Genomic DNA, 13,685 nt, shown 5'->3' on the forward strand with positions numbered 1-13,685 from the left:
TGGGGCTCGTCGGGCGGGGGTGGCTGAGCGGTGGGGCGGAGGCCGAGGAGGGGGGCGGGGGACGATCGGACCTGGTCGGCGAGTCGGACGGCGTGGTCGGGTCGCGCGGGTCGGACGGGTTGAGCGAGTCGGACGGGTCGCGCAGGGCCGAGGGATCGCGCGGGGCCGAGGGATCGCGCGGGTACGGCGGGCCGGATGGGCCGGATGGGCCGGATGGGCCGGATGGGCCGGAACTCCCTGAAGGGGTGGTGGTGTCCGGGGGGACCATCGGCTCGCTACCCGCCCGGCTTGATCAGATAGCCCGCGCCACGCCGCGTGTGGATCATCGGGGCCCGACCCGCGTCGATCTTCCGCCGCAGATACGAGATGTACAGCTCCACGACGTTGGCCTGTCCGCCGAAGTCATAGCTCCACACCCGGTCGAGTATCTGCGTCTTGCTCAGCACCCGGCGCGGATTGCGCATCAGATACCGCAGCAGCTCGAATTCGGTGGCCGTCAGGTGGATCTCCCGGCCCTCCCGCCACACCTCGTGGCTGTCCTCGTCGAGCACCAGATCGCCCACCGTGAGCAGGGACTCGCTGCGCGCCGCGGCCGCGCCCGCCCGGCGGAGCAGCCCACGCAACCGCGCCACCACCTCTTCCAGGCTGAACGGCTTGGTGACGTAGTCGTCGCCGCCCGCCGTGAGCCCGGCGATGCGGTCCTCCACGGCGTCCTTCGCGGTCAGGAAGAGCACCGGGACGTCGGGCAGCTCGCGGCGCAGCCGTCCGAGGACCGTCAGCCCGTCCATGTCCGGCAGCATCACATCGAGCAGCACCGCATCGGGACGCCAGCTGCGGGCCACGCGCAGCGCGCCCGCTCCGTCGCCCTCCGACCGGATGTCCCAGCCTTCGTAGCGCAGCGCGAGCGACAGCAGGTCGGCGAGCGAGGATTCGTCGTCCACGACCAGCACCCGCACCGGGCTGCCGTCGGCCCGCAGCAGCTCCGGCTGCTTCCCGGGCGCCCGCGCCGGCGCACCGTTCGCGGCGGCGGCCCGGGTGGTGGCCGAGCGGCCGCCGCCCGCGGCCCTGGTGGGCCTGGGCGGGGCGGGAGCCTCGGGCGAGGTGGCCACGGCCCCGGTGGGCACTGTGGACGCCGCGGATGCCGCAGGCGCCGTGGCGGACAGGGCGGCGGACGACACTGGGGACGACGGAGTGGCGGTCATGCCCTTGAGCGTGACCAGCCCCCGTGAGAGCACCCTTGCGGGTTTCTGTGAATTACCTGAGAAAAGCCGCTGGGGTGGGCCCGGGGGGCCTGGGGTGGGCCCGGGGGGGGGCTCCCCTCCCCCTCCCCCGACCCCCCTCACTCCCCCAAGCCACCCGACTCCGCGCCCCCAACCCCGCGCCCACATCCCGCACTCAGCGCCCGCACCGCCCCCTACCTGCGCGCACCTACAACCACCCGGCCCCGCCCCACCCCGGCACTCCCCCCGATCCCCCTATCCCATGGCCCCGCATCCCCGTCCCGCCGGATGCCCTGCCCCGGCAGACCCCCCAGCAGCCTCTCCCCCCAGCAGTCCCACCCCACCGGCCCCGCCCCCCACCCGGGCCGGCTGCGCAACCGGCCCGAGCCCGCGCGCAATCGGACGGGTCCCCCTGTGCAACCGACCTGTGCAACCGGCCTGGGCCGCCCCCCGAGCGGTCCAGCCCGATCAGCACACCCTCAGGATGACACCCACCACTGACAATCGCCCTGACCAGCAACTACGCACCGCGAGAGCGCACTTGCCGCCGCTCTCGGCCTTCTCGCCACGCCGCTGCCGTCACCGTCGTACCGTCACGGCATGAAGCTCCTCGCACTCTCCGGCAGCCTCCGCGCCCGCTCCTCCAACAGCGCTGTACTGCGCTCCGCCCTCGACTTCTTCGACGGTGCCGCCACCACCGCGGACATCGGCGCGCTCCCGCACTTCAACCCCGACCTGGACGGCGAGGACGCCGTGCCGCCCGCTCCCGTGGCCGCGCTCCGGGCCGCCGTCGGCGCCGCGGATGCCGTACTCGTCGTCAGCCCGGAGTACGCGCACGGCGTCCCCGGAGTCCTGAAGAACGCCCTCGACTGGCTGGTCAGCAGCGGCGAATGCGTCCACAAGCCGATCGCCGTGATCACCGCCTCGCCGTTCCCCACCGGCGGTGACCACGCCAACGCCCAACTCCGCGAGACCTTGCGGATGATGACGGGCTCGATCGTCACCGCGGCCTGCCGCGAGATCCCGGCCGTCGGGCCGCTGATCGACCCCGCGACGGACCGCGTCAAGGACGAGGCGACCCTCGCCGACCTCCGCACGGCCATGTCCCACCTGACCGCAGCCGCCACCGCTGCCGCCACACCCTGATCACCCGGTCACCCCGGCCACTCAGTCCCCCCGGGCCCCAGTCCCCCCGGGCCCCACGCCGCCGCCCCCAACCCCTCAGATCCCGAACAACCGCGCCCCGTTCCCGTAACAAACCCCCCGAAGCCAGTCGTCGCCCAACTCCAGCCGGAGCAGGACCTCCAGGGCATGGGCGTACCCGTAGGGGATGTTGGGGAAGTCGCTGCCGAACAGCACCCGGTCGCCGAGTTCCGCGAGCCGGGCGCGTTCGGCGTGCGGGAAGGGGGCGATCCGATCGGCGAAGTCGGTGAACGCCATCGTCGTGTCGAGGTGCACACCCGGGTAGCGCTGCGCCAGGTCCAGGAAATCGGTGTACTCGGGCATGCCCAGGTGCGCGATGATCAGGCGCAGCCTGGGATGGCGGGCCAGCAGCCGGCCGATCGGCTCGGGGCCGGTGTACTTGCCAGGCGCCGGGCCCGACCCGCAGTGGATGACGACCGGCGTCCCGGCCTCCGCCAGGGCTCCCCACACCGGGTCGAGCAGCGCATCGCCCGGGTCGTATCCGCCGACCTGCACATGGGCCTTGAACACCCGTGCTCCGTCGGCGAGTTCCGCCCGTACGTACTCGGCCGCGCCGTCCTCGGGGAAGAACGTCGCCGTCCGCAGGCAGTCCGGCGTCCGGGCCGCGAAGTCCGCCGCCCAGCTGTTCAGCCATCGCGCCATGCCGGGCTTGTGCGGATAGATCATCGACGTGAAGGCGCGTACGCCGAACCCGCGCAGCACCGCCAGCCGTTCGTCCTCCTCGAACCGGTAGCTGATCGGCCATGGCCGGCCGACCAGCGGTCCGGCGGCGTCGAAGTACGCCCAGACCTTCGCCATCACCCGCTCGGGCATGAAGTGCGTGTGCACATCGATCAGGCCCGGCAGCCCCAGCTCCCGCCAGAAGGCGCCGACCCGCTCATCGCCGTCCGCCATGCCCGGCCCCTCCCGCAGTTCGCGACCACCGGGCAGTGCGACTGCCCGGCACCGACCCGTGACTCCGGCCTGTCCGGCGTCCACCACCCGACGCCTCCTCCGCTCTCGCCGGAGGCGATCCGTGCCGCCCACACCTATCAGAGAAAGCCCTGAGGGAAAACGCCCCCACAGGTCAGCGCCCCCGGCACACGCGCCGCCCGGCCTTCCCCCTTACTCCCCTGCGCTCCCCAACGCCCCTCTTCTCTTCCCCCTCCTCAGAACAGCCCCTCCTGGCCGCCGCCCCGCTCTTCCTCCCGCCGCCCCGGACCGCGCCGCGCCGCCGAGCCGTACGCGGCGGCGCGTACGGGCACCGTCGTCACCCGCCCCTCTGCCGGGCCCAGCACCCACCCGGACAGCATCCGGGCGTCCAGCACAGCCACCACACCGTGCTCCCCGTCCCCGGCTCCCGCCGCCTCGCCGTCCTCCGCCAGCCGCAGATACACATCGGCTCCGACCCCGGCCAGCACCTCACCCACGATTTCGGCGCCCGGCAGCAGGCCCGCCAGCTCCGGCGCCTCCGCGGGAATCCGGTCCAGCCCGAACAGCTCGTCGTGATCATCACAGCGGAACGCCACCGGCTCCAGCGTCTCCGGCCATCCGGTCAACGCCGTCGCGGTGGTGTGGAGTTGGGCGAGTTCGGCGGCTCGTTCGGCCGGTGGCGGCAGCGCCCCGCGCGCCGCCCGCTTCGCCGCCTTCCCGAACCTGTCCGGGATACCCAACGCGCTCCCCAGCAGCGCCTCCGCGCGCCGCGCGGCCATCAGGGGCCCGCGCCCCAGCCATGCGTACGCCACCGCGCCCTGCTCCACCAGACGCGCCGGGCCCCGCTCTGCGGCCGTGATCCCCACCTTGAGCAGCCCGGGACCGAAGTACGCGAGATAGACCCCGTAGGGGCGCCTGTCGTCGGCCATGGTGTCCGCGGCCACCGAACGCGACCGGTCGAGCTGCGCACACCGCGCGCACTGGTCCTTCGCGCTCGCCCCGTCGAGCACCGCCGCATACGGGCAGACGAGCCACCGGCCGGCCCGCCACACACCCAGGCACCGCCGCTCACCCCGTGCCGCGAACGCCAGAGCCTTGCCCGCAGGGAGCATGCTGACGCGCTCTTCGCCGCGCTCGGCGCCGTACCAGCCGAGACGCTGCGCGTACCGTCCCGCCGCCCCTGCTCCACCGCCGGACCAGCGCGGTCCCGTACATCGCCACACGCCGCCAGCCTACGGCCCGCGACCGGCCGGCCGAGCCCCCGAAAGGCGGCCCCGCCTCGGCCCGAGTCGCCCCGGCGCCCCGCCCACGCGGCCGAAGCCGCCCCGCAGCGCCCGGCCGAAAGCGCCCCCTACCGCACCAGCCGCAGCTCCGGCCCCCGGAACGTGCTGCGGTACGCCCGAGGGGAGACCCCTAGAGCCGACTGCAGATGCTGGCGCAGCGAGGCCGCCGTGCCGAAGCCGGCCTCCGCCGCGATCCGGTCCACGGTCAGATCGGTCTCCTCCAGCAACTGCCGTGCCCGCTCGATCCGTTGCTGCGTCAGCCACTGCAACGGCGAGATCCCGACCTCCTCCCGGAACCGCCTGGTGAAGGTGCGGACGCTCATCGCCTCCCGCGACGCCAGCTCCCGCAGGCTCAGCGGCCGGTCCAGGTTCTGCAGCGCCCAGGCCCGCGCCGCCCCCGTCGAGGACAGCTGGGGCTCGGGGACCGGCCGCCGGATGAACTGCGCCTGGCCGCCCTCCCGGTGCGGCGGCACCACCGTGCGGCGGGCCACGTCGTTGGCCACGGCCGCCCCGTGATCACGGCGGATCATGTGCAGGCACAGATCCAGCCCCGAGGCGACGCCCGCCGCCGTCAGCACATCGCCCTCGTCCGTGTACAGGACGTCCGCGTCCAGCTCGACCGACGGGAACAGCCGGCGGAAGTCGGCCACCGACCGCCAGTGGGTGGTCGCCCGCCGCCCGTCCAGCAGCCCGGCCGCCGCCAGGACGAAAGCCCCCGTGCAGATCGAGGCGAGCCGCGTCCCCGGCCGGATGTGCGCCAGGGCATCGGCCATCGCCGGGCTCAGCCGGCCGGCGCTCCGCTCCGTCCCCGGGGCGTAGTCCACCCCCGAGGCCGGTACGACGACGGTGTCCGCCTCCGCGAGCACCTGCGGCCCGTGCGCGACATTCACCGTGAAGTCCGTGTCCGTGCGCACCTCGCCCGGCTCCGGCGCACAGGTCACCAGCTCATAGAGCCGCTCCCCGGCCGCCGATCTGGCCTCCCCGAAGATGCGGTGCACGATCCCCACCTCGATCGGCAGCATCCCGTCCCGCACCAGCACCGCGACCCGGTGCCGCCCGTCCGGGGAAAACGCCCGCGTCCCGCCCCCGGAAGACGCCCGTCCGCTCCGACCACTCTCCATGACTCCCATGGCCCGATCCTTGCACACTATGGCCATCGGGCCACTCGTTCGCGCCGCCGCCCCGTCGGACAGTGGACGGCATGAAGGTCCTCTGGCTGTTCGCCCACCCCGATCACCGCTCGCTCAGCGGCGCCCTCAAGACCGAGGGGCTGCGGACCCTCGACGCACACGGCCACCGGCACGAGGTCTCCGACCTCCACGCCATGAAGTGGAACCCGGTCGTCGACGCCGACGACTACGCCCACGACCCGGACGACCGCCTCCGTATCGGTGACGCCTCCGAACGCGCCTACGCAGAAGGCCGGTTGAGCCCCGACATCCGCGCCGAGCAGGAGAAACTCGCCTGGGCGGACACGCTCGTCGTCCAGTTCCCGCTCTGGTGGTACGGCATGCCCGCCATCCTCAAGGGCTGGTTCGACCGGGTCTTCGTCAAGGGCTTCGCCTTCGGCCTCACCGACCCCGCGACCGGCCGCCCTCGGCGCTACGGCGACGGCAAGCTGGCCGGAAAGCGCGCCATGGTCGTGGTCACCGCCGGGGCCCGCGCCGCCACCCTCGGCCCCCGCGGCGTCAACGGCGACCTCAACGACCTCCTGTTCCCCCTCCAGCACGGCACCCTCTGGTACACCGGCATGTCCGTCGTCCCCCCGCTGCTCATCCCGAGCGCGGACCGCGCCACGGGCGAGGACTACGAGACGGCCGCCCTCCGCCTGCGCGAGCGCCTGCGCACTCTCCCCACCACCGAGCCGCTGCCCTTCCGCCACCAGAACACCGGCGACTACGACGACGAACTCCTCCTCCACCCGCACCTGGCCGGCGGCCACCAGGGCCCGGCCGCCCACTACACGACCCCGCCCCCACCGTCACACGCCGAGCCGAGCTGACCAACGGGAACAGCCCTCCCAGAACAGCAAAAAAGCCGTAGGCCCGGTGGAAGAATCCACCGGGCCTACGGCGTCAGTAGCGGGGACAGGATTTGAACCTGCGACCTCTGGGTTATGAGCCCAGCGAGCTACCGAGCTGCTCCACCCCGCGTCGGTAGGTCAGACACTACGCGACCCGCCGCCCAACGCCTAATCCTTTCTTCAGCCCCCGTCCGCCCCGCCCAGGAGACCGCATGCCGCACCCCGCCCCGGACCCCGCCAGGACCACAACCGACGAGCACCGCCACTCACCCCTCGGACTGCACGCCGACCCCGGTCCCGAGCCGCTGCCGGTTCCCCACTTCGTGCGGTTCCAAGGCACCACACGCCACCCCCGCGGCCACTTCCCCGGCGTCTTCGCCCTGGTCAACACCCTTGCCAAGAACGGCAAGCTCACCCCCGACCAGGAGCGCTTCCGACGTACCCACAACGACTGGTACGACGCGAACTACCCCGACCCCACGACCGTCGACCCCACCGTCTACGACCCGGCCGTCAACCCGGGCGCCGTGGCCTGGTTCAAGTCGACGTCCCTCGAACTGATCGGCCGCGTCGACGGCTACCTGACGATCCTCGCCGCCCACGACATCCCCTGCCGCCGCGTCCACTCCACACGCCCCGGCCGCATCGTCTACGAGGACATCCACCAGGTTGTCGTCACCCCGTGGCCCACCGACCCCTCCACAACCATCTGACACATGGCAGACCCCGCCCGGTTCGCCCGGGCGGGGCGGCAATGACTCCGCAGGCGGGCAGAACTCACGCCAGCCGCAACGTGAACCAGGGCACCTCGTCCCCCGGCAGCACATACCGTTCGACGTCGACGAACCCCTGCTTCCGCGCGAACCGCAGCCCCTCCGTGTTGGCGCCCCACACCACCGTCTCGATCACCCCGACGCCGAACCCGCGCGCCTGCCCCAGCCCCCGCGCGTACAGCGCTCCCCCGAACCCTCGCCCCCGGTGCTCGGACAGCACCCGAGCGATCACCGTGGCCGCCGGCTCGTCACTCGTGGGCGGACGCACCGTCGTGCAGCCCACCACCACGTCATCGAGGTACGCGACGTCCAGCTGATACCGCCCGGCCCGCTCGCGCACCTCGTCGAGGGACAGCGCGGCACTGGGAACGATCAGGTTGTGGACGTACTGCCAGTCCTTGAGCGCGGCCTCGCCATCCACCGCTTCGACACGAAGTTTCGACACCGCCACAGCGAACCCCGCACCCCGTGGGCCGTCAACCGCATAAAAACCCGCCGAAGTTGATGCCGACCGCCTCCACCTCCGCGCGGACATCGAGGTGCGGACGGCTCCACCGGCTCAACCGAGGAGGGGCGGCGTGCCGTCGGACCATCCGGGGCCGGCCCAGTCCAGGCAGAGCACTGTGGCGTCGTCTCGTGGATCGTGGTCGCTGGCCCTCAGAACGAACTGCGTGAAGATGCGGGTCGCTTCACGAGGATGCAGAGCGCCTGTCTCCTCGATGAGGCGCCGCAGCTCCAGATCGTGCCCGTGCGGCTCCAGCATGCCGTCGGTGAGCAGGACGAGACGGTCGCCGAGGCGCATGTCCAGGCTCTGGACGTGGTACTCGGCGTGGGGTGCGATGCCGAACGGCAGGTCGACGACCGGAGTGATCTCTTCGACCCGGCCGTCCCGCAGGAGAAGGGGCCAGACGTGGCCCGCGTTGATGAACTCGGTGCGTCCGGTGTCGAACGCGGCCCACAGCAGTTGTCCGGTGACCATCGCCTGGGCGCCGTGCTCGGCCAGCGCATGGGCCACCTGAGCGGTCTCGTCGAGCACCGCGCGGTGCTCGCTCACGGCGTGTTCCAGCACCGCCCTGTTGGCGGCGTCCGCCTGTGCGGCGAGACCGAGACCCGCGCGGCGGGCGTTGCGCAGGGCACCGACGACCACAGTGGCCAGCAGAGCGGCCCGCACGTCGTGGCCCATGGCATCGGTCAGGGACAGGTTGAGGCCGTGACCGTTGAGGGTGTAGTCGAAGGTATCCCCGCCGACATCGGCCGCCGGCTCCAGGGACCCCGCGACGATGAACGGTCCGGCGTCGCAGGTGAAGGACTCCGGCAGCAGACGGTGCTGGATCTCCGACGCCAGGGACAGCCGAGTGGTCCGCCTCCCCCACTCGTACAGATCGGTGAAGCGCCTGTTGACGACGACGGCATACGCCAGCACACGGGCGGCCTCGGTGATCTCCTCCAGCGTCTCCCGGTCGGGGTGGGCGGGAAGGGTCAGCTCCAGGACCCCGATCGCGTCCCCCCGGTCGGTCACCGGCGCGACCACCCGGGGACTACGCCGCCCGGCCTCGCCTTCCGCCGGCTCCGCGCTCACCCACAGCTGCTGCGAGCGGATCACACCCTCATAGACCGTGCCGGCCAGGGCGAGCGGCTCGGGCGCGACGGCGCCGCCCTCCTCCCGCGACCCCGTCAGCCGGACCACGGCACTGCCCCCGCGATCGGTGATGAGGAAGGAGACCTCCTCGGCGGAGAACTGCTCCTGCAAGACCCTCGCCAGCACGGCGACCGACTTCACCGGTTGCGCGGACTGCACCGCCGCGAGCAGGTCGCTCACCCAACCCCTACGGTCCGCCACGCGCTGCCCTTCCCAACGACGGCAAGGCGTCGGCCTGTCCAGGTGCGCCTGTCCGGCTGCCCGAAACGGCAAGGAAAGCCTCCGCTCCTGACAAGGATGTGCCGCTCCCGGCTCCTGCCGCCATCCTGAATGGCCTGTCGGGGTGAGTCGCGGCCGGGCACGCAAAGCCGTCCAGTGGCCCGGCTCACATACAGCGCCTCGGATCGCGACCCCGCCACATCCAGCGCGCCACCCGAACGCCCGCACGAGAGCCGCAGATCAACCTGCACTCCGACGGGCCGACTCCCGAGCCCCTCAGCGGCACGACAAAGCCCCCGCCCGGATTACCCGGCGGGGGCTTTGATCTGCTGTGCGCTCGGCAGGATTCGAACCTGCAACCTTCTGATCCGTAGGCGGGTGCCGCACCCGGAGCTGCCGTGGCTACCTGGGCTGCGGGAGCCGCCGCACTGGCAAACCCGTGTGCTGGAGTCTCCCGGCGTGCGTCCCTGTTGATGTCAGGCATTGATGTCAGCTGGAAGGTTCCCGTGCTAGCTAGGCGGGCGGATCAACCCAGTCGCAATCGTCGCGCTCGTACCATCACGGTAGTAGTCAACCTGTTGGGTGGCATATGCACCACCAAAGGAAAGGACGATCAGCGGCTCGAAGTTCCCCTGTTCGCAACAGGTGCAAGACTTTTCCACAACCAGTCGGAGTCGCTTATATGCCGGGGCGCACTGGATGTGCCGCGACTTCACATAGTTAACTTCAGGGTCCGAAGTTTCCTCGGGCAGGCGATACGTAACCTCCTCGGTCTCAGTTACGGCCACTTCAGAGGTCCTCGTTTTCTTCACGGCTCTAGTAACCGCAGATTCAACACTCGCGGACAGCTTTGCATTTTTAGAAAGCTCCCCAGCAAGACCCCCTTTAGCCTTCGCAGCGTACTGGCGCGAATCCTCCACGATGAAAGTATCTTTAACACTTACGCTGTAAGTACATTTCCTTTCCTGGCCAGCATTAATCTGCTGCACAGTACTCCAACTGTCAGGAACCACATAAGCATCATCGAGAACCTCCAGAGCCACTAGCCGATACTGGATTCGATCCCCGAAAAGCAGAAATCTCCGACGCCCCACCTCCAGAATCTCAAAACCGCCAGATGCCGCATCGGCGGCGGAATCAATTTCGTACTGGCAGTACCATTTAAGTACAACCTCGGGAAGCTTACTCACCTCCCCCTTCTGCACGTAGTCAGAAAAACCTAACGTCAAGGCCTGGCCAACTTCGCTCGAACTCGCCTCACCTGTCACCATAACGGCCTTCACTTCTGGAGCTATTTGCCGGATGTCCGAATAGAGCGCAGTTCCACTTCGCAACGGCATACGCTGATCCAGCAGTGCAACCCGAATTGGGTACTCCTGTACGGCAACGAGCGCTTCTTCAGGGGTATGGCACGCAAGCACTTGAAGGCCCGTGCGTAGCTTAATAAGCTCGGCGAGTTGATCTGCCATGCTGGCAGAATCGTCGACCACTATAACCGCGTACACGAATTACCTCCGCCCAGGAAGCGACACAGTGAAAACGGCACGCCCATCAACTACCTCGAAACCTATAGCCCCGCCAGCAAATTCTTCGATCAGCCCCTTACTGACCGATAGGCCTACACCTTGATGATCCTCCTTAGTTGTATACCCTCGCTCGAAGATGACCTCCCCAATATCCCCCCCTCCATGGTCGTTAACCAAGACAAATTTCACAAATTCACCACCGGCAGAGAAAGATAGAGCAATGCTTCCACGATCCGGTACCGCCTCGACGGAATTCTCAACCAAGGGCAAGAGTGCGGCGATGATGAAATCATTCGCGTACCCTGCCACTTCGTCCGGGATTCCATCGAACTCGATTTGCGGAAATTTGGACACGCTTTCAGCATAGAAAGAGATTGCAGACATCAGCATTTTCGAAATCGAATCGGGGGACCAGCCGCTGGCTCCCCCTTGCACTCTCCCGTGATTCCGATAGGCGCTAATGAAGCACTTGCAGATATCAACGCCTTGCCGAATCCGCTGCAATGACTCGCCGCCTTCACCAAGACCCTGGGTTTCGAGGGAAAGCGCGGCAGCTTCGATCTGCGCCAACGGCGTCCGAAGCGAGTGAGCAATCTCTTGAGTTAGACGGAGCTTCTCCGCACCTAGCTCGACGCTATGCAGATGTAGATCACGCCCTACGTTCGTGACTTGCGCAACTGATCCAGCAATTTCGCCCGCGACGCGCGAAAAGGTCTCTTCGGGGATTCTCTCAATCAGTTCAGGCAAAAGCGCGCGAAACCGCTCTGCCTCCGAGCTGTTTCGCGTCTGCTCGTACATCAACCGTTCAAACCCATGCGAAATTTCGATCGTGGTCCGCCGGTTGCGATAAACAACTCGAAACGTAATTACCATCGATGTCAGGCTACCCACGAGGGCTGCGAGGCCACCCAGAACTGCCGCAGTCGAAGAATCCATGATTACCCCCAAGCTGAGTGTGTGCTAATTATCTCAGCGCATGTAGGCCTGCCATCTTGATGAATTATCCACGGATGCCGAGCGATATCCAGAAAGCCAGTACAGCCTGGTCTGTAGCTACGTTCGAACCTGCCGCAGCGGACAACGACTGATGCTCTTGCTGCAAGAACGCGCTTCATAGGTACCGCACCAGCCCCTCCCCCAGGCCCGACAACTCCAACGGTTGGTGTCACGGACTCACGCTATCGCTCGGCTTCCAATGCGCCTACAACGTAAGGGAGTTAGATCGCCGAAGGATCCGATCTCAGCAAGTGGCGCCCGTCATGAGCACGCACCTGGGGCGCCCCGACATCGAGCGCGTCAAGAACGCGCACCGCGTACGCCTCAACCATGTGGCTCTCGACCTCGTCGCGAGTAAACCAGCGAACGTCCTGGGACTCGTCTGACGTATGCGCCTCGCCGCCGACCGGCCGGCAGCGGAAGACCAGGGCGATGACGCCTCGGGTCATGTTCTTGTAGACGCCGGTCAGACGCTCCGTCTCGACCTTGATGCCGGTCTCTTCGAGGACCTCTCGGCAGGCACCGTCCTCGGGGCGTTCGTCCAGTTCGAGGACGCCGCCCGGGGCCTCCCAAGCGCCGTTGTCGGCACGCTTGATCACGAGAACGCGGCCGTCCTCGCGGACCACCACCCCAGCCACCGAAACCGAGTGAAGCGACATTGACCGGCCTTCCCGGTTAGCGTTACTCATGTACAGGAGCATAGGAGGACTGAAGGACATGGGCACAGCAGCCTCTAGAAACTCAGGTCAGCCACGGTACCTACAGATCGCGGAAGACCTGGCGCAGCAGATCAGGTCCGGAGTCCTCGCCCCTGGAACCAAGGTTCCCAGCGAGTCGGAGCTCATGGCTCGCTACTCCGTCTCCCAGGGCACGGCGCGCAAGGCCGTGGCAGAGCTCCGGCCTACCGGCTTGATCGACACCCACCACGGCAAGGGCTCGTTTGTGAAGAGCCAACCGCCGGTACGCCGTAAGTCGTCGGATCGCTTCCGGCGGTCCCACCGCAAGGCCGGCAAGGCCGCCTACCTCGCGGAGTCCGAGCAGGCCGGGAAGACCGCAGGCGTGACCGTGCTGTACATCGGCCCCACGGAAGCACCAGCCGAGATCGCCGAGCGCCTGGACGTACCCGCCGGCACCAAGGTGCTGGCTCGCCGACGTCTGTACTTCAGCAACGGGACGCCCACGGAAGAGGCGACGTCGTACCTCCCCTGGGACATCGCGGAGGCCATCCCCGAGCTGCTTGCGGAGAACCCCGGGGGCGGCGGTATCTACGCGCGCCTCGAGGAGAACGGGCACATGCTCAAGGAGTTCACTGAGACTGTCCGCGCCCGGCTCGCCACGAAGCAGGAGAGCGGCGCCCTGAGCCTGAGCCCGGGCTCACCCGTGATCCACCTGATCAGGAATGCGGAGAGCGAGGACGACCGGGTGGTCGAGGTCTGCGACACCGTCATGGCGGCTGACCAGTTCGTTCTCGACTACCGCATCCCCGCCGGAGACTGACGACGCCTCACCTCTTCCAGCCCGCCGCGAAGAAAGCTCTCGCGGCGGGTTGACTCATGTGCAGGAGTTGGGCATTCTCATGGCAGCAACTCCTGCACATAAGTACATGAGTGCAGGAGTTCAGGAGGTCTCGACCTCCGTGCATTGCCTGCCCGGGCGCCTCGTCGGCGCCCAGGTTCACCACCCAGGAGCCCCGCAGCGGACGGGGGGAGGCGGCCCGGCGCCTTGTCATTCACCGGAGGGCTTAGACCGAAAGGTCATGTCTCCATACGCCTTCGCCAGGCACAGCGGCTCTACCTCGTACGGGAGTTGCTGGCCTGAAGGAGACACACACCACCACGCCTTCCCGCTGCGCTCTGTTGCGGCGGGCCGGCTGCCTCCTCCGCCCGTCCGG

The 13,685-nt window shown here is 68.8% G+C and carries 13 protein-coding genes and 1 tRNA gene; 4 read left to right on the forward strand and 10 right to left on the reverse strand.

From position 1 onward, the window contains the following. Positions 1–275: 275 nt before the first annotated feature. On the reverse strand, positions 276–977 hold the full coding sequence (locus tag QOM21_RS17475; RefSeq protein WP_407555707.1) for a response regulator transcription factor: 702 nt from the start codon (positions 975–977) through the stop codon (positions 276–278). An 843-nt stretch (positions 978–1,820) separates the two neighbouring features. On the opposite strand from QOM21_RS17475, the gene QOM21_RS17480 reads away from it, so the two are divergent. After that, positions 1,821–2,366, forward strand: coding sequence for an NADPH-dependent FMN reductase (locus QOM21_RS17480; protein ID WP_407551180.1), 546 nt, complete (start codon positions 1,821–1,823; stop codon positions 2,364–2,366). A 75-nt stretch (positions 2,367–2,441) separates the two neighbouring features. Here the strand turns inward: QOM21_RS17480 and QOM21_RS17485 are convergent, their stop codons facing one another. From QOM21_RS17485 to QOM21_RS17495, 3 genes are all read right to left on the reverse strand, one after another. Continuing rightward, positions 2,442–3,317, reverse strand: a complete 876-nt coding sequence (locus QOM21_RS17485; protein ID WP_407551182.1) for an amidohydrolase family protein — start codon at positions 3,315–3,317, stop codon at positions 2,442–2,444. 254 nt (positions 3,318–3,571) lie between these two features. Next, positions 3,572–4,558, reverse strand: coding sequence for a DUF2797 domain-containing protein (locus tag QOM21_RS17490; protein WP_407551183.1), 987 nt, complete (start codon positions 4,556–4,558; stop codon positions 3,572–3,574). A 128-nt stretch (positions 4,559–4,686) separates the two neighbouring features. Continuing rightward, complete coding sequence (locus QOM21_RS17495; RefSeq protein WP_407551185.1) at positions 4,687–5,748, reverse strand: GlxA family transcriptional regulator; 1,062 nt, start codon at positions 5,746–5,748, stop codon at positions 4,687–4,689. A 71-nt stretch (positions 5,749–5,819) separates the two neighbouring features. Between QOM21_RS17495 and QOM21_RS17500 the strand changes: the two genes are divergently transcribed. Further along, positions 5,820–6,620: an NAD(P)H-dependent oxidoreductase gene (locus QOM21_RS17500; protein ID WP_407551186.1), complete on the forward strand. Its 801-nt coding sequence runs from the start codon at positions 5,820–5,822 to the stop codon at positions 6,618–6,620. Positions 6,621–6,697: 77 nt separating this feature from the next. On the opposite strand, the gene QOM21_RS17505 is transcribed toward QOM21_RS17500, so the two are convergent. Then, positions 6,698–6,771: transfer RNA gene (locus QOM21_RS17505), tRNA-Met, on the reverse strand. An 82-nt stretch (positions 6,772–6,853) separates the two neighbouring features. Between QOM21_RS17505 and QOM21_RS17510 the strand changes: the two genes are divergently transcribed. Then, the gene (locus QOM21_RS17510; protein ID WP_407551189.1) at positions 6,854–7,354 is read left to right on the forward strand and encodes a hypothetical protein; all 501 of its coding nucleotides are present in this window, start codon (positions 6,854–6,856) and stop codon (positions 7,352–7,354) included. 64 nt (positions 7,355–7,418) lie between these two features. On the opposite strand, the gene QOM21_RS17515 is transcribed toward QOM21_RS17510, so the two are convergent. From QOM21_RS17515 to QOM21_RS17535, 5 genes are all read right to left on the reverse strand, one after another. Beyond that, positions 7,419–7,859 carry a GNAT family N-acetyltransferase gene (locus QOM21_RS17515; RefSeq protein ID WP_407551191.1) on the reverse strand — a complete coding sequence of 147 codons (441 nt, stop codon included), beginning with the start codon at positions 7,857–7,859 and terminating at the stop codon, positions 7,419–7,421. A 114-nt stretch (positions 7,860–7,973) separates the two neighbouring features. After that, positions 7,974–9,233 (reverse strand): PP2C family protein-serine/threonine phosphatase, encoded by a 1,260-nt coding sequence (locus QOM21_RS17520; protein ID WP_407551192.1) that lies wholly within the window; start codon positions 9,231–9,233, stop codon positions 7,974–7,976. Between the two features lie 548 nt (positions 9,234–9,781). Further along, positions 9,782–10,777: a response regulator gene (locus QOM21_RS17525; RefSeq protein WP_407551194.1), complete on the reverse strand. Its 996-nt coding sequence runs from the start codon at positions 10,775–10,777 to the stop codon at positions 9,782–9,784. 3 nt (positions 10,778–10,780) lie between these two features. Further along, entirely contained in the window at positions 10,781–11,734 is a 954-nt protein-coding gene (locus QOM21_RS17530; protein WP_407551196.1) for an ATP-binding protein, read from the reverse strand. Positions 11,735–12,015: 281 nt separating this feature from the next. Continuing rightward, on the reverse strand, positions 12,016–12,495 hold the full coding sequence (locus tag QOM21_RS17535; protein ID WP_407551198.1) for an NUDIX hydrolase: 480 nt from the start codon (positions 12,493–12,495) through the stop codon (positions 12,016–12,018). Positions 12,496–12,511: 16 nt separating this feature from the next. Here QOM21_RS17535 and QOM21_RS17540 point away from each other — a divergent pair, with 16 nt between their 5' ends. After that, on the forward strand, positions 12,512–13,291 hold the full coding sequence (locus QOM21_RS17540) for a GntR family transcriptional regulator (protein ID WP_407551200.1): 780 nt from the start codon (positions 12,512–12,514) through the stop codon (positions 13,289–13,291). The last annotated feature ends 394 nt before the right edge of the window (positions 13,292–13,685 follow it).

This window comes from Streptomyces sp. Pv4-95 (assembly GCF_045782725.1).
GTDB lineage: Bacteria > Actinomycetota > Actinomycetes > Streptomycetales > Streptomycetaceae > Streptomyces.